We start from the raw sequence: 17,169 nt of genomic DNA, 5'->3' as shown, positions 1-17,169 counted from the left end.
TATGAGCATGTCCAACAGGATGTGTTCCAACCTAAAATAACTGATAGCAGCGTGCCGGACTTCTTTTCGTTTGCTGACATCCGACCTGTATCACAACCCATGGCATACCCTTTATCACATAACGGTATCCAGATCGAGGTGTCGACCCCCGTGATCACCCGCTTATGATTAAGCCAACAAAGAAATGGTTAGCATCAAATTCATGGGTCCACTAAAGACAAACAAGCCGCCCCTTCACCAGAATCGGTTGAAGGGGCGGCTCTTTTTAGCGGATCTATTATGGTCTCTTTTTTATATCGCCAGCACCATCCCCGGGTCAATGCAATCAGCCATGGACCGAACCTCGACCTGACCTGGCTTGCCCGGTACGAATGCCTGCTCTCCGTTATTTCGGCAGCTGAAGGAAACCGCCATCGGAATGCCCGGTATCAAGTCGAAGAAGTTATCGCTGTAGAAGCCTTCCGCTTCCGATGACAGCCATACGTGGCGGGCAAGCACGTTGCTCTCCAGCACAAACGTGGTGCCGTTGCTTCCCTCGACCTCTTTCACTTGGATGGTCGGGCTATGCAGACGAAGTTGTTTGTCATTCACGAAATAGAATGTTTTGCTGTCCACCTCGTCTCCGTCCTTAAGCAATTGCGCCAACAGCACGACCTCGGCTGGATCATGTCCACGAAGCAGTTCCTCGTTCACAGCTCGGAACACAACGAGCGACGCTTGCTCTTCCGCACGGATCGATTGCTCCGATACATAGAGCTCTTTGCCGTTAAAATCGAATAACTGAACCTTAAGAGTCCCTTGGACCTCTTCTGAAATGTCAGATACAAGATGGACCAGAATGTCGGAGTCCTTGGACTCGATCGACAGACTCACATCCCGGAAACTGCGCTTGGCAACATATTGCAGCGCCTTCCATCTGCCGAGATAATCCATGCCCGCCCACGAAGCGACTGGCCAGCAGTCATTCATCTGCCAGTACAATGTACCCATGCAGTACGGTTTGTTGCGGCGATGGGCTTCAATCGCCATCTTCATTGCTTCGGCCTGCTGAATCTGGCTCATATGCAGGAAAGCTTCAAAATCCTTCGGCTCGTTATAATATTGATCCATATAAGTCTTGATCAAGCGATTGCCGGCACCGTTCTTCTGGTGCGCCAGCATAACCGTTGACTCCAGCTCCATATCGCCGTCTTCGGCGTAGGTACGGACCGTCTTCGGTTCCGGGAAGGACTGGAATCCGTATTCACTCATGAACCGGCCGACATAAACATTGTAGTTATCAAACGGCTCCGTATTATGCCATACGCCCCAGTAATGAATATCTCCGCTCGTTGTGGACGGATTGGCATGCTGCTCCTTGTCATGGCTGAGCGATACCAGCGGGGATGAAGGCCAATACTCCGCGCCCGGTGCATAACCGGTTACTGCCTCAGGCAGAATTTCGTGGAATACCTTTTCGTAGTCGCTCCAGATCTTCTCGCGGAGTTCCTCGGTATAGTCCTGCTTCCAGCCCCAGCCGCCCTTCTCTTCATAATGCGCCCATGCAGAATCAATCTCGTTGTTGCCGCACCAGAGCACGATGCTCGGATGATTCCGCAGACGGACCAGGTTCTCCTCCGCTTCCAGCCGTACGTTCTCCAGAAACGGCTCGTCGCCTGGATACATGCTGCAAGCGAACATGAAATCCTGCCATACCATGATTCCATATTCATCACACAGATCGTAGAATACGTCCTCTTCATAAATACCGCCGCCCCATACGCGCAGCATGTTCATGTTGGACTCCGCTGCGGACGCGATTTCATGACGGTAACGGTCTGCCGTCACTTCCGTTATGAAGCTGTCATTCGGGATATGGTTTGCCCCCTTGGCAAACACAGGCTTGCCGTTAAGCTCGATGTAAAAAGAAGTGCCGCGGCTATCCTGTTCCCGTACCAGCTTGACGGTGCGCAGGCCGGTTCTAACCTCTTTCCCTGCAACGATCCGTTCCGCTTCCACCAGCTCGGCATGGAACGAATACAGATGAGCCTCGCCCAGGCCGCGGCACCACCACAGCTTCGGCTCCGCAATCGCAAGATTTAATTCAACCGAGTGACGGCCTTCTTCAAGCTGTACCTGCTGTTCCCATACCTGACTGCCTGCGGTTACGCGCAGCACCCCTTGCCAAGGTTGCCCCGCTTCGATTGCAGCTACTGCGGTAACTCTAGCCATGTCAGCCGTAACCTCATCCTGACGGATGAACAAGTCATCGATTCGCACCTCGGACCAAGCCTCAATCCGGGCTTCCCGCCAGATTCCGCTGGTCACAAACCGCGGTCCCCAATCCCAGCCATAATGATAAGGCGCTTTACGGGAAAATATGCTCAGTTTCTGATCGCCCAGGCCTCCAAGCTCAGACTGGTCATTCGTAGCCGGCAGCGGATATCCGAGCTTCGCAAGCTTCGGCAGATCCTCCTGGATAGGGGAACGGAAGCGAATGTTAATCACGTTGCCGGAAATCTTTAGCTGCGATTTCACATCGATCCGCCATGAACGGAACATATTATCCGCGGAAAGCACCTTCGTCCCGTTGACGAATACGTCCGCGTAGGTATCCAGGCCGTCAAATACGAGTTCAATGCGGGATTGGGCGCTCAACTTCGGATCCAGGTCAAATGTCGTCTCATACTCCCAATCCTTCTTGTCGATCCACTGTAGGTCATGCTCATTCGTTCCGTAGAAGGGATCCGGGATTTTGCCATTTTTCAGCAGGTCCGTGTGTACGCAGCCCGGCACCTGTGCCGGAAGCCACTCGGATTCGTCGCACGCTTTGAATTTCCATTGGTTTAAGGTCATAACGTTATGATTCATGATGTAGTCTCTCCATCTCTATATATTTATTTGATGCGGATCGGGTCATATTCCATACAGATATGGCTTCTCCGCGCATCAGCTTGTTCTCCACTCTAGCTCTACAGTCGTTACTTGCGTCTTATGCCTGCATCCCTGTCAGATACAAGGCCGCTCAGCCTTTCAGATCCGGAAGCTCATCCAGCGTGACCGTAAACGGATGATGATAGGTTCGGATCAGCTGCTGCTCGTCCGTATACTCTTCTGAATACCTCCGTTCATTTCCTTCTTCTGTGAACACGAAGTTTCCATACCACGTGCAATTCCATGCCCACGGGCATCCGTCCTCCAGCATGAGATCGGGGTCGGGAATGACGCCGTTCTCGGTCAGCGCAATGATTTTTGCCGTATCCGTATACGATAAAGCCGTGCGGAACCGCTCAGATTGCGAACCGTAATCCCGGGCAGGCGGGTAAATGTCCTCTCCGAGGATATCGACGTAGGAATCGCCCGGATACCAATCCCTGTGCTGCCCGTTCCATACCCAGATGAGGTTGTTCAATTCGTGGTGATGCGTCATGCGTTCGTACATCAGCTTCCAGAGCGCGATGCAAGGCTCGGGGCCTTTGGCCCCCCACCAGAACCAGCCTCCCGAAGCCTCGTGCAGTGGTCTCCACAGCACCGGGATGCCGGCATCCTGCAGACGCTTAAGTTCGATTGCAATAGCATCGATATCCCGGATGATAAGGCCGTACTCTTCCGATGAAGGCTCCGCCATCGCCTGTGCGATATCAAAGGTTGTCGCATTGGTGTAAAAGCCTCTGCCCCAGGTCCGATCCGGCGGCAAATCCACCAAATCCTTCGGGGCGTTCCAGTGCCAGCAGAAGGTCACGATCCCGCCGCGATTCCACCACTTCATCGCCAGATCCGTGTCCTGACACTCGGCTCCGCGCTCCACCCGTGAAGGCGAGTAATTCATGAAATCGAATCCGCCGACGGCAGGGTATTTCCCCGTGACCTCGTGGATCATGTCGAACTCCGGCGTGGATACAACGCCAATCTGCTGCCCTGTCAGCATCCGTTTGCCATAGATGCTGCACAAATACTCCATTAGCCGTTTGGCTTGATCGGAAGCGGCCGGGTTGATCAGGTCCGGCTGGACCTCAAAGCGGGTGCTGCTTGCTTTTGTCATGCGATTCACTCCTGTCCTGTAAGTTCTTATTAGGTGAAGGTTGCCGCCCGCAACAAAGCACAAGACTTATCCCTCGACACGGCACCTATCCAGTAACCCGACATCCATCCTGAAAACACGGCAACTATCCCGCAACACGACATTCATCCTGTGACATGACCCTTCCTCCAATACGGCATCTATCCTGCGAGATGATATCGATCCTTCGGCGATGCACCTGTCCTGCAGCAGCCTTTACCCGACAACCCCGGTACGCTCCACGCTCTCCACAAAGTGGCGCTGCACGAACAAATACAGTCCAATAAGAGGTAGAATGGCCAGCAATATCCCCGTATCTACCACGAGTGCCACGTAGTTCGGATCGGCTTTGGCCGATGAACCGAGTCCCATCAGCGCCGGGAGAAACTGGTTCGCGTCCGCGGGCAGGGAAGCGATCTTCAGCGGCATCAGCGACTGCTCACTCATAAAGAGCGAAGTATAGAAGGTGTCATTATACTGCCAGACGAACGAGAACAGGGTCACCGTAATAAGCGGCGGAATCGCATTGGGAAGCATGATCGCAAAAAACGTCTTAATCCCGCCTGCACCGTCAATCAGCGCGGCTTCCTCAATCTCCTTCGGGAGCCCCCGGAAAAATTGACGGAAGATATAAATGAACAGTCCGGCTTTAAGCCCGGTGGCCGTAGCCGAAGTAATAATCGAGGGCCAGTAGCTGTTCAGCAGGTTAACACCTTCTTTTCCGGTAAACAAATGAACCAGCCCCAGAATATCAAAGCTGCGAAAATGCAAATACATCGGTACCATCAGCGTGCTCATCGGAATCAAGATCGTCAGCACGACTAGGCCGAACAGCAGGTTGCTTCCTGGAAAGGTGAACCGGGCAAAGCCATATCCGGCAAGCGCGGTCGACATCGTGGTCAGCAGCATCGTGATGAATACGTAAATCATCGTGTTCAGCAGCAGCGGCCAATAATCCAGCAGGTCGAGCACGAGCTTGAAGTTATCCAATGTGAAATGCACCGGAATCATATAAATCGTTGGATTATAAATATCCTGTTTGTCTTTAAACGCCACAGAGAACTTGGAGATGATCGGATAGATGATGATGAATGTAATGCCGATGATCAGCAGGTAGCGGAACACCGCCCACAGAATAGGCAGCGCCTTGTTCTTGAACCGGTTCATTCGTTCCTGAGCCGTTTCGTCCGAGCGATCCCGAATCGATGCCATACGGACCTCCTTTTTTCCTGTACCCGTCAGGAATCTCTTAGCCATTAGTTTTGATAAAAGGTTTTCCTTGAAACGATGATCCCCATAATAATCAGCAGCAAGCTGATAACGATGGTATACAGCCAAGCCATCGCGGCACTGAGCCCGAAATTCTGCGTTTTGAAAGCCGTCTCGTATATCGTTCGGGTCACGGTGCTGTCCGCGAACGAATCGATGATGGTATAAATCATGTTTGTCAGGATGAGCGGACTGACCATCGGAAAGGTGATTTTCCAGAACGATTCATAAGCGGTAGCCCCTTCGATCTTCGCGACCTCGTACATTGAACCCGGGACGGCCTGCAAAGCGGCAAGAAAGATCAGAATCTGAACACCCGAGCTGCTGATAATATCGTAGATCCTCATGACCGCCCCGATAATATACTCGGTTACGGTAAGGGGAAATCCGGCCTCGGATAAAATGCGCACCATCGACAGCACATTGAATTGCCCCGAAGCTTGCCCGAGCTCCTCGGCCACCGTAGCATTTCCGACCAGATTAATCAGACCGGAAGTTTCCGCTGCGGAAATTGCGCCTGACGCCAGGATGACCGGCAGGAAGAATATCGCCCTTGCTAGGGCTCTCCCCCTGAACTTCTGATTCAGCAGAATGGCGGAGAACAAACTGAAGAACAAGATCAGCGGAACGTCCACCACCATGCCCAGTATCGATTCCGTCAAGATCCGGTTGAAATTCGCGTCCACGAACAGCGCCGTGTTGAAATTGCTCCATCCAACCGACTCCAGTTCATAGCCTGTGGGGGAAATGTTCAATTTACTGAAGCTGAACAGGATGGACTGGAGCAAAGGTCCGGCAAACAAAAAGATGAAACCGATCAGCCATGGTGCGATGAAAAGGAGACCGAGCATGGATCTTTTCTGAGTCAGGGACAATCTCATTTTCATGCCCGGCCACCCCCTACAGCATAATTTTGCGGCTCCACAAGGACCCCGTTAACATCGACGGCTTGATCGGTATAATTGATCAGAATCGACGTGCCGTTCTCGTACCTCACTTCGACCACGCCGCTTTCATGCCGCTTATGCTCCACCATCCGCTGCGTCCGGAGCGGCGCCAGCACCTCATTCAGCTCCTTGTACAAGGAAACCGCTTCTTCGAACCAATCCTTGTAATGGGTGGAGTACATGTCATCAAAACGCGTGTACTTCAGCTTCGAGCTTTGTTCATATGACCACAGGAAGTGCGGAGCTGATCCGAATTCCAGTGACTGCAGAAGCTGCTTGCGTAAATTTTGCTCATTCAGGTTATTGACTGCTGCCCCCGCATAATCCAGGTATCCGTGAATGACCATTTGATAAAAGGGGACTTCCTCATCCGTCAGCCCGAATCCGCTGCTCGACGTCGGTGCATCGATCACGTGGCTGGCATAAGCCCAGCTGTATGCATTAGCGCCGGAAATCATCGTATCCGGATAGACCTCATGCAGCTTCTGCAGCTGATCGGTCACGATAAGCTTCGCGGTTTCACGGAACACCACCCGCTGCACCCGGTAATCCGAGCTCAGAACATCGCCCAGGTCCCGCAATGACACAGCCCCGATGCCAAAACGTTCATATTGCCCCGCGAATCGGTCCACGTAATAGGGAAGCTTCGCCGGCGACATGAGATTGTACGTACCGTAATAAGAATCCATCCGGTTCATGTTCCGGTCATACGGATGCAGCGCTGCCGTTTCCCTGGTCACGAAACGGGATGCATCGGATGACGGAGTGAACGCCCCATCGTCATGGTAGACGTGCTGAAAGGCAACATCCGGATACAGTCCGCCGCCGGAATCCTTCAATTGCTGGGATAGGGCCTTCAGCTCCGCTGTGCTTCCAACCACGCGATCGGCCTTTACCTTCACCGGGGTTTTGTGATGGACGCCTTTGCCGAACCAGCCGAGGTAACGCATTCGGAGATTGGCGATGCCCTCGCCATTCAGAAGAGCGGCGATCTCCCCTGCCTGCTCGAAGGTGGTCATCGAGACGACGGCATCATAAGGTACGCCCAGAAAAGATCTCCGTTTATCCACGCTGCCCAGCATATCCAGATAGAACGGGATCCCCTCGTCTTCTTCCAGTGGAGTCAGCTGGTTATCCTCCACGAGCGTTTGCTGATACAAGCGCGCCATGCCCGAGTAGCTGGCCTCATCACCCGACAGGAAGCTGTATCTAACCGCCAGATTGCCGCTGTAGAGCTTGTCATTCAGCAGCTGAATCTCCTGCACCGTACTGCCGGTGTAAAGCTCCAGCATATCCTCGCCGCGCACGGCAAAGCTGCTGAATGCATGATTGTACGAGTTCTGCTTCCCTGCGATGTCAGCGGACACGCTCGCGATGGCGTCGCCTTCTTCAATCACGGCAAACCAGCCGCGATCACCGCTCTTCATACCGAACACGGGCATCCGCGCCTGCTCCGCCACCTGCCCGCGGCTGCCGCTGTTATTATTCGGATCGGTGCCGTATATCCGCTGCACGTACTGCTCTTCCTTCACTTTGCCGTTATTCAGCTTAATGAGACTGCCGCTGCCGTCCGGGACCAGCATATATCCCTGTTCCTGCGAGCCGGCCGCGCCGAAATAACGAAGCAGCTCCACGCTGCGCAGACGGTGGCTCTCGCTTTCCGTTACCTGGTCAAGCGGAATTGAAACGACCAGCGAATCCTCCTCCAGCCGGTATTCGAGCGGAATCTTGAACTGCGGTTTCGAAGAGGCACTTGCGGCGGCTCCTCCGCCCGCTTCGTTATCAAAGGCAAGATCCTCCGCGGTGTAGCCGGCCTGCTCGAACGCCCCCAGCATTTTTTTCAGCACCAGCTCTTTCTTGATCTGGTCATCCAATCGCTCCAGCATCGCCGGATTATCCTTCATGGGGTAATACCGGGCCTGCACATATCTCGCCAGCGACTCATCCAGCTTGCTGATCACCTTCTCCTGCAATCGGTCCTGTGAGATGTATTTCGGCAAGGCGTCGATTCCGAGCGACACATCACCAAGCGTATACGTGACGCGAATTCCGTTGTCCAAGCTTTCCACCGTGTAGTTCCCGTTCATCACACTCCACGTATAGTTCGGATAGGTCTCAAGCGTGCCGATCGCATCCCGGAACGTCAGCGTCAATTGCGAAGACAGCACTTCCTTCTCAAACGGCGAGGCAATTCCATCCTCCATGCGGTCTGACGGATTGCTGTACCATATCGTATCGCTCCGTTTATCCCGTACCGCCACCTCGGTCGTTTCCGGATGATAATACAGAGCAAGCGCCGCCGTCTCCGCTACCAGATCCATACCGGCTACGCCGTCTGTCGAGTCGTTCAGAAGGGTCAGCTCACCGCCCGGCGTCGACTCGGCTGCCGCGATTCGGTAAGCCGCCACGTCAACTGCCGGTGCTCCCCGATTCACGTAGATCAGAAAGCCCGCAGCCATGCACGTTATAACGGTACATGCAAGCACCGTGTACAGCCATTTTCTTTTTTTCACGGCCCACGGCCTCCTCTATTGCCTGAATAGGATCTCTCGGTAAACGTTGACAACGAACGTGTAAATCTGCTGCATCATGCTCAGCACGAGCGTGCCCAGAAATACGATGATGCCCATTACGATCAGGGTCAGAAACATCGTGACGACCGTTTTGCCGGCCGAGTACTGATGAACCGTCATCGTGCCGACAAAGAGCAGCCCGATAAACCAAATCGCCGCAACCGTCGTAAACAGATAGTAGAACACGGTCTCTTCCTGCACCATAAACCTGCTCGCCAGCGTCAAGGGCGGATAAATCAGCACCATCGGAATCAGGGCATACGCACTGGCCATCACGATTTCTTTAAACTTCCCTTCCCCGCCCATGAGCGTGGTGACCGACCAGTTGGAGACGCACCACAGAAAGAACGGGAGCACGATAAAGATCAGTTCGTCGATGCTGCTCAGCGTCCGCGGATCATTGTAATTGACCAGAAATCCCGCATATTGCCGCTGCAAAATCATGGCCATGACCACAAGCACCAATACGACATAAGCAACCCCGAGACGACCTCTATTCTCGTACTTTAGATCCCAATATCCGTCGAAGGGGTGAACAATCAAATGAAGGGGGAATTTAAGATAATCCTGTTTCATGCTTCCCTTCCCTCCTCTGCTTTCGGTATCTCACCGTTCTATAGACCGCATAGAGCAGCACAACGCTGGTCCCAACCGATAAAATGGTGCCGAAATGCTCCTTCATGACCTCTCTGCGGTAGCGTTTATAAGCAACGGAATAATTTTTGCGGTCCATGCCTAACTCAAAATATCGAAGGGCTTCCTTGTTCTCCCCCTTCATGAGCTTCGCTTTCCCTATACCGATATAAGCGATGTCATAGTTGGCATTGAGCTGAAGCACGCGTTCCCAGTACCTTTCCGCCTCCGCGTCTTCCCCGCGATAATGGTGGCGCACGGCAAGGTTAACCTGTTTCCCGAACTCGGTTGGCTCGAACACGACAATGCTTGCCTTTCCCCGGTCCAGCACAAGCTGACGGTCTCCAAGCTGTTCAATCGCCGCCGGCGTCTTAAACACGCCCAGCTGATTCCCGATGCCGCCGTAGACATACAGCAGGTTTCCGGACTCATCATAGGTGAATACGCGTCCCTGAGTAGAGTCGAGCGCGCTGTAAATCCCGTCGCCAAGCACTTTAATATCAACGAACTTGGAGGGACCTACCGTTCTCCGATAATAAATATCCCCGGCAACCGGAAAGTAGCCAAAGCGTTTCAGCACATCCTCACCTGACGGATTAAGGCGTTTAATCGGCTCCTTGGACCCGACATCAATATTCGTGGCGTAAACGAATCCTTTGGCGTCGATATCCAGATTGGAGAATTCGGTCGGGATGAACAGTCTCATCTGGGCTTTTTGGGCACTCGTTGATACCAGTCGCCAGAAATAATCGCCATAATCGCGTTTTACCTTAATCGTTCCGACGTAACCGAGAAAGGTACCGTTCTCCTCAAACTGCATAATGCCTTCATAAATACCCCGGGCGACAACGAATACCCGCTTGGCTTCATCCACCGTTACTTTCAGCGGGATGAATTGAAAGCCTTGAGGCAGCACATCCGATTCCGGCTGCTCAATGATCCGGACAAGCGCGCCTTCCGCCGTTAATATGACAACCCGCTGATGGTCGGTATCAGCAACATAGATGTTCTCGTCCCCGTCAATGAAGATGCCGGAAGGATTGGCAAAGCCGTCCTCTTTCCCTTCATTCATAAAGGCATCAATGACGCGAACGACATTCCACGCTTCATCGAGGCATACAATCCGTTTATTGCCGCTGTCCAGCACGTAGATGTTCCCCGCCTCTGACACATGCATATCGCTGGGCTCCAAAAACTCCCCGATACCCAGATCTTTCCCCGTCACGGAGCGTACCGGCAGATAGGCTGCAGGCACGGCAACCGTTTCCTCCCAATAATTGTAGATATAGCTCTCATACGGAGCACTGGCGGATGCACTCCCCGGCATCAAGCCGGTTAGCAGCAGGGAGGCCGCCGCGAGCGATAGCAACCATTTTTTCGCTGACATGTGATCCCCCCTAATCCTTCATCCCGGATGTGGCCATCGTCTCGATAATCCGGCTCTGCGAGAACAGAAAGAGCACAATCGGCACACTCATCAGGATGACTGCCACGGCCGCGCCTGCGCCGGCCCGGGATATACCGCCCAGAATGATCTGATTGGACGCATAGTGCAGGGTCTTGAGCTGCTCGCTGTAAATAAAGCCGTTGCCATCGGTCCCCCATAGGATCTGGAACAGCAAAATAATCAAGGTAAGCCACGCCGGCTTCACGTTAGGCATCACGATGGACCAGAAGATCCGGTATTCGCTGGCTCCGTCGATCTTGGCCGCTTCAAGCAGGGCATCCGGTATCTGCTCCATGAACTGCTTCATCAGGTATAGGCCGAGCGAATAACCGAATGCCGGTATAATTACCGCCCAGTAGGTGTCGATCAGTCCCAGCCACGACAGGATCATATAGTTCGGCGTCGCCGTCACGACCGGCGTGAACATCAGAGACAACACCACGATTTGGAACAGAAAAACCTTGCCCGGAAACTTGTGCTTGGCCAGCGGATATGCCGCAGCGGAGGCAAAGATTACGTGCCCGACAATGCCAACGCCGGTAATGAATACCGTATTGAAGATATACCGCGAGAACGGCACCCAGGACTGACCGAGCAGGTTGATCAAATCGGAAAAATTATTCCACGTGGGATTGCGGACAAACAACGTGGGCGGGAACAAGAAAATCTCGTCCAGCGGCTTGAAGGCATTGTTGATGGCATACACCAAGGGCAGCGCCATGAAAGCGCCGAACACCGCCAGCAGCGCAAACAGGGAGAAGGTGCCCATGAAGGAGCGGTTTACCCGTTTGCTGCGCCCTTTAAGACTTACGTTCAGCAGGCGGCTGCCCCGTTTTTTTGGAAGTTCGTATGTAACCCTCATGCGTCTACTCACCTACCTTGCGCAGCAATTTTTGGACGATCAGGTTGGTTCCCACCATCAGAATGAACAGCACGGTCGCAATCGCCGAAGCAAAACCCATCTCGAAACGAGTCGTGCCAAAATCGATGAGATGCGTTACGATCGTTTCCGCCGCATAATTCACACTCGGGAAACCGGCAAGCGCAATTGATACGTCGGCCACGGCAAACGATGTCGTAAGCTGAATGACCGCGCCGAACATGAGCTGCGGCCGCATCGAAGGCAGCGTAATGTACCACAGCTCCTGCCAACGGTTGCGGACCCCGTCCACGGCACCGGCTTCGTAGAGCGTTTTATCAACGGTTTGAAGTCCGGCGATGAAAGCCAGGAAGCCGGTTCCGAGGCTGAGCCACAGCTGGACCAAAATGATGATCGGCATAATCAACGCTTCGGTCTTCAGCCATTGGATTGGCTCCAGGATGATGCCTAGCTTAATCAGCATGCCGTTCGCTATGCCGTATCGGTCGCCCGAAAAGATCATCAGCCAGATGAAGTAAATGTTCCCGGAGATCGAAGGCGCATAGAAGATCAGAGTCATGAACGCCCGCAGCCGCGGACCCAGCTCATTGATGACCCACGCAAACAGGAAACAGGCCAAATAGCTGATGGGTCCTGTGATGGCGGCGAAGAGAAGAGTATTCTTCAGCGCAACCAGAAAGATATCGTCTTCCAGGAACAAACGCGTGTAATTATCCCAACCGACAAACCGCGGAAATTCCAGCATGTTGAAGTACGTAAAGCTGAGAATCATGGAAATAACGACCGGAAAAACGGTAAACAGCGTGAACAGGATCATATAAGGCGCAAGCAATATATAGGAATGCTTGCTGGCCTTGATCTCCGCCAGCTTCCGCTTCCACCATGATTGCGGCTTCACCGGGTGAACAGCGGCAGAGATCGTAACCTCAGGATCCTGAAGGCTGACATTATGCAATTTGGATTCCCCCTATCCCTGCGGCTCGCCGAATTCTTCTTGCTTGGTCCGGATTTCGTCGTGAATATACTGCACGGAATCCATCAAGGCCTCCCGCGGCTCGATGCCGCTGATCACCGCTCGGTAGAAGGCATTAAACAGATGCCTGCCCGTCGAATAGCCGCCTGGCACCTCCGGAATTCCCTGCACCCATTCAAATTGCGATTTCAAATTCTCATAATCGGCAACGGGCCACGGCAGACTGTCAAGCGCCTTAATATTCGCGGTCGGATAGCGTGCCGCTGCGCCCATCAGGCCTTCCATCTCGCGGCCGAAGTTGGTCTGCGTTGCATCGCTGGTCCACCATTTCAGGAACTCCCAGGCCGCGTCCTTATCCTTGGCATCATCCAGCATCAGCACGGCACTGCCACCGCTTGGAACGGTGCGATCAATCGTGCCGTCCGCCTGAACGGTTCCCGGAACGGGCGCAAAGCCCCATACGCCACGAATTTCCGGCGCGAACACCGACAGCTGGTTATAGGTGGTGTAGTCGGAAATGCCGATCGGCATTTGTCCTGTACGGAACCGGTTCGCAAAATCATACTCCCGCTCCAGCTTGTAATCCGTGTAGTATTCCGTCCATTGTTTAAAGGCTTCCAGCCCTATCTTGGAATCCAGATCCGATTCCTGATTGTTGTTGCGGTAGAATTGCCCGCCGGATTGCATCAGGAGCGCCGCATACAAGGAATTCGGCGGCAGTGTAGTCCACTGATCCGGTGCCTGCGCCACAACGGGAAGACCGAATTGCATATGATTTTTGTTCAATACGGCAAGCAGGCTGGCTACATCGTCCCAGGTCTTCGGAACTTCAAGTCCAAGCTCCTCCAGCACATCCTTCCGGTAGAACATCATATTGAAGGTTTGCGTCTCGGGCAGCGCATACACGCCGTCCAGGTATCGGTAAGGCACCAAGGCGCTGTCCCTGAATCGGTCCGCTACCGAATCGAAATCATGGAAATGCGTCAGGTCTGCTGCCGCGTTCCGCATGGCAAAGTTCACCGGCAGATCATTACCGATCTGCATCGCGACCTCAGGTCCCTGTCCCGACAAAGTTGCGGGGAGCAGCGTCCCCATGTTGACCAGCTTCAGATTGACGTTAATGCCGGTCTCCGGCGTAAAGGTCTCGTCAATCATCGCCTTGATGGTATTGGCCTGATCGCGACCGCTGCCGATCCATACCGTGATCGAACGTTGATTCTTCGCATCCGCGACATTACCGATATTGTTGTAATCGATGAAGAAGGAGCTGAAGAACGTCGACACCTCATGCTTCACCTTATCACCGGCACCCATCCCGCTCTTGGGCAGCTTGACATCGGCCGAGGCAACATAGAGGGCATCGATCTCGAGCGGCTGCTCCCTAGCCTGCTGCAGCCATGTTCCAAGTCCGCCGGTATTCGTCTTGTAAGCCTCCAGCCTGCGCGGAATCGTATCCGGCTTCGCGATCATCTCATCCAGCTGAAGCGCCATGGTCTTTAGCAGCGCCTCCTGATCGCCGGATTGTCCCGACAGTTCAACCAATCTGGCCGCGATGACTTTCAGTCTGTCGCTTTCGAATCGGAAGATTTCCAGCAGCTCCGGTATCCGCTGCTCCACGCGGTAATCGCGGAATTCATCCGGACTCGTGCCAGTGATCATCAAAATTTTGCGGTACATGGCATTCAGGTTCAGCAGACTGTCCTCCACCTCTTGAATGAGCGGAGCGAATTCACCAAGACTCGCCTCGAGGCGTAACACATGCTTACCTTGCTCCAACCGGAACAGATAGGGTTCATCGCCTCCAAGCACGTCCATGCGATATCCGTTCTTAAATTGGAACGGAACGTGGTTCATTTCTTCAAACGGAACCTTCCCGTCGATCGTCAGCCTTCTCGTCGTGTACATGCCCCGCACAAAATTTTGCTGCGATTTAAATGCAATCTTGTAGAGCCCGCTCTCGGGTACATCCAGCTCCCATTCGATCCACTGCCCGGGAAGCCGCCAGTTCAAACCGCCAATGGTATTGATTCGGATCTTTGAGGCGCTGTAGGGACTGACGCTCGGACTCGAACGCTCGCTTAGCGGATACAAGGTCGGTGATGATTTGGCGACTGCGTCTTCACCCTGAATCGTAAGTAAAGTTCCTTCGGTTATTCGAGCACCTTCAGCCTCATACTGTTGATGCAGCTCGGCGTACGTCAGCGGGCGCTCCTGCTTGAAAAGCTTCAGCTCCCCGATCACCATCGGCTCCCTTGCTGCTGTAAGAGACACGGTATGCTCTCCTTTTTCAAAGTAAAAAAGAAACGGCTCCGTGATATATCCGTCCGCATCCTTCAGCACTGCCTCGACCCAGACCGGACGTTCGATTTGCTTCGGTCTCAGGTCATTGCCCTGGTTATCCTGATCGATGCCGTCCTTGGCGTTATCCCAGATCCGATCGAATTGCAAATAGCCAGCCTCTTGGAAGGGAAGCTTCCCGTCGATGCGGATGGAGCGCTCAATAGAGGAGCTCTTTCCTTCCACTGGATAATAGAGCAGAGACAGATTGTACATTCCCTCTTCCTCTACATGAACCTTCCATTCCACCTCCCCCTTCTCCCCCGTAAAAAGCGAGGTTCCAGGATGACCCTCATAGGCTTCCAGTCTGCGGAATTCCCCGCCGTCGGCACGACTGTATTCCGCCGCAGGAATCGTGATTACACGATCAGGTCGACTCTTTCCGTCATGATCCGACAAATACTGGGCATACGAAATGCTTTTTCCCTGCTGCGTGCTGAGTTTGACCAGCGATGCGGGACGTTCCAATGAAAGCTCTGTCCGGCTGTCTTCCGCCTTGATGCCGGATCCGGGTTCACTTCCCCCTCTATTAAAAAACAGAATCAAAGCGGCCATGACCGCCAAAAGAATCAATAGTCGATTCATCCATTTTTTTAGCTGCACATGAAGTGTCAATGTTCATCCCCCTGTTCAGGAGAAGGGGGCGCGACTTTAAGCTTTAACGCCCCCGTCCATCTTATTTGCCCATTTTATCGACAGCAGCCTGCGCCTGTTGTTTATATTTCTCGGCCGTAGCGGTTACCGATTGATTGTTCACGATAATATCCTCAATGAAAGCCCCAGTAGGGTAATCCGTGTAAGCTTCGTCGACCGTGATGACACCGGTTCCGGCAATATGCTCGCGAATCATGTCGATGTCTTCCTGATTGGTATAGATGCTCTCCAGGTAATCCTGACCCGGATATTCCTCTGTTGGCGGTATATCGAACGTCTCTTCATAAATTTGATAGACGATGGCCGGATCTTTCACGCCCTTTGGAATGAACTTCGCGGATGCGGCGGTATTGGCATACGTTGTTTCCGGCGAGCCTTGCGGACCGCTAGGAATCGGAACCACCCCGACCTCGAACGTAATGTCGCCGAGCATCCATTCCGCTGCCGTAAACATGGCTACATCACCGTCTTTAAAGGTGTTTGTTTCTTCCCAGTTCGTTTTGTTGCCGCTCTTGACTTTAACCACTTTCTCCACGTTGTAGAGGCGGTTCACAAATTCGGCAGCTTCCAATGTTTTCGGATCGGACAAACCTTCTTTGCCATTGGAATCATCAACGATTTTGCCCCCGTTAGCGGCGGTGAAATGTTTAACGGCATCAATTGCCCAACCGGAGAAGCCCCATACGTCGGTTTTCCCGTCGTTATTCGTATCCTTGGTTGCCTGCTTGGCAATCTCCATGAGTTTATCCCAGTTCCATTCTCCCTTGGCATACAGCTCCTGAAGATCCGGGAGGCCGTTCTTCTTAAACAAATCGCGATTGTAATGAAGTCCAAGTCCGATGGAGGTCGGATTATCGAAGCCGTATTCTCCTCCGCCAATGGCAGGATATTTCGCCTGCAGATCGGCTTCGTTATTGATATTGTTCTGATCCGTCGTAAACTCGCTGATCGGCAGGATCTGCCCTTTCATAATAGCCGGCAGTGCCGATTTGTACTCCAGCTGCACGATATCGGCAAACGGCTCGCCTGCCAGCACGCTTGTCGTAAATTTATTCATGTACTCCTCAAAGGGAACGTTAACAAACTCGATTGTGCAATTGTATTTCTTCTCGATTTCGGCAATCTTCTCCAGGCGGGCTTTCTCTCCGGCTGTTGTGCCTGCCGGCTTCAGGTCCCACCAAGAAGCAACCTTAATCACGCGGCCGCCTAGATCTACAGGTTCTGCTTCAGGTTCAGCGGGTTCTTCTTTTGGAGTCTCAGCTGCCTTGTCCGTGCTAGGAGCCGGAGTCGCAGGCGGTGTCTCCGCTTGTTTAGCGCCTCCCCCACTGCAGGCCGTAATCAAAAATAATAAACAGACAAGCAATAAAGAAAGCCCTTTCATTTTTCTCACGCTAAAAACCTCCCTATTTGTTAAACG

11 protein-coding genes are annotated in these 17,169 nt (G+C 53.2%); all 11 read right to left on the bottom strand.

Annotated elements, in window-relative coordinates; genetic code table 11:
* Positions 1-291 precede the first annotated feature (291 nt).
* Positions 292-2,850 carry a glycoside hydrolase family 2 protein gene (locus tag MKY82_RS06655; protein ID WP_339295781.1) on the bottom strand — a complete coding sequence of 853 codons (2,559 nt, stop codon included), beginning with the start codon at positions 2,848-2,850 and terminating at the stop codon, positions 292-294.
* 154 nt (positions 2,851-3,004) lie between these two features.
* Complete coding sequence (locus MKY82_RS06650; protein ID WP_220686307.1) at positions 3,005-4,021, bottom strand: glycosyl hydrolase; 1,017 nt, start codon at positions 4,019-4,021, stop codon at positions 3,005-3,007.
* 234 nt (positions 4,022-4,255) lie between these two features.
* Positions 4,256-5,251 carry a carbohydrate ABC transporter permease gene (locus MKY82_RS06645; protein ID WP_220686308.1) on the bottom strand — a complete coding sequence of 332 codons (996 nt, stop codon included), beginning with the start codon at positions 5,249-5,251 and terminating at the stop codon, positions 4,256-4,258.
* Between the two features lie 44 nt (positions 5,252-5,295).
* Positions 5,296-6,195 carry a sugar ABC transporter permease gene (locus MKY82_RS06640; protein WP_119849684.1) on the bottom strand — a complete coding sequence of 300 codons (900 nt, stop codon included), beginning with the start codon at positions 6,193-6,195 and terminating at the stop codon, positions 5,296-5,298.
* The gene (locus tag MKY82_RS06635) at positions 6,192-8,768 is read right to left on the bottom strand and encodes a DUF5696 domain-containing protein (RefSeq protein WP_339295780.1); all 2,577 of its coding nucleotides are present in this window, start codon (positions 8,766-8,768) and stop codon (positions 6,192-6,194) included. The genes MKY82_RS06640 and MKY82_RS06635 overlap by 4 nt, the downstream gene beginning before the upstream one ends.
* Positions 8,769-8,783: 15 nt before the next feature.
* Positions 8,784-9,404 (bottom strand): Yip1 family protein, encoded by a 621-nt coding sequence (locus MKY82_RS06630; RefSeq protein WP_194541273.1) that lies wholly within the window; start codon positions 9,402-9,404, stop codon positions 8,784-8,786.
* On the bottom strand, positions 9,385-10,848 hold the full coding sequence (locus MKY82_RS06625; protein WP_339295779.1) for a gluconolactonase: 1,464 nt from the start codon (positions 10,846-10,848) through the stop codon (positions 9,385-9,387). The genes MKY82_RS06630 and MKY82_RS06625 overlap by 20 nt, the downstream gene beginning before the upstream one ends.
* 10 nt (positions 10,849-10,858) lie before the next feature.
* Positions 10,859-11,770, bottom strand: coding sequence for a carbohydrate ABC transporter permease (locus tag MKY82_RS06620; RefSeq protein ID WP_071221217.1), 912 nt, complete (start codon positions 11,768-11,770; stop codon positions 10,859-10,861).
* A gap of 4 nt (positions 11,771-11,774) precedes the next feature.
* Positions 11,775-12,743, bottom strand: a complete 969-nt coding sequence (locus MKY82_RS06615; protein ID WP_216533217.1) for a sugar ABC transporter permease — start codon at positions 12,741-12,743, stop codon at positions 11,775-11,777.
* A 12-nt stretch (positions 12,744-12,755) separates the two neighbouring features.
* Positions 12,756-15,713 (bottom strand): extracellular solute-binding protein, encoded by a 2,958-nt coding sequence (locus tag MKY82_RS06610; protein ID WP_339295778.1) that lies wholly within the window; start codon positions 15,711-15,713, stop codon positions 12,756-12,758.
* A gap of 61 nt (positions 15,714-15,774) precedes the next feature.
* Entirely contained in the window at positions 15,775-17,142 is a 1,368-nt protein-coding gene (locus MKY82_RS06605; RefSeq protein ID WP_339295777.1) for an extracellular solute-binding protein, read from the bottom strand.
* Positions 17,143-17,169: the final 27 nt, after the last annotated feature.

This window comes from Paenibacillus sp. FSL W7-1279 (assembly GCF_037969845.1).
GTDB lineage: Bacteria > Bacillota > Bacilli > Paenibacillales > Paenibacillaceae > Paenibacillus_AQ.
This window is presented reverse-complemented; position numbering and strand designations above follow the sequence as displayed.

Excerpts from the sequence above, each read along its gene's own strand:
- MKY82_RS06630 (WP_194541273.1), bottom strand. The coding sequence starts at position 9,404 with ATGAAACAGGATTATCTTAAATTCCCCCTTCATTTGATTGTTCACCCC.
- MKY82_RS06645 (WP_220686308.1), bottom strand. The coding sequence starts at position 5,251 with ATGGCATCGATTCGGGATCGCTCGGACGAAACGGCTCAGGAACGAATG.
- MKY82_RS06620 (WP_071221217.1), bottom strand. The coding sequence starts at position 11,770 with ATGAGGGTTACATACGAACTTCCAAAAAAACGGGGCAGCCGCCTGCTG.
- MKY82_RS06625 (WP_339295779.1), bottom strand. The coding sequence starts at position 10,848 with ATGTCAGCGAAAAAATGGTTGCTATCGCTCGCGGCGGCCTCCCTGCTG.
- MKY82_RS06640 (WP_119849684.1), bottom strand. The coding sequence starts at position 6,195 with ATGAAAATGAGATTGTCCCTGACTCAGAAAAGATCCATGCTCGGTCTC.
- MKY82_RS06655 (WP_339295781.1), bottom strand. The coding sequence starts at position 2,850 with ATGAATCATAACGTTATGACCTTAAACCAATGGAAATTCAAAGCGTGC.
- MKY82_RS06650 (WP_220686307.1), bottom strand. The coding sequence starts at position 4,021 with ATGACAAAAGCAAGCAGCACCCGCTTTGAGGTCCAGCCGGACCTGATC.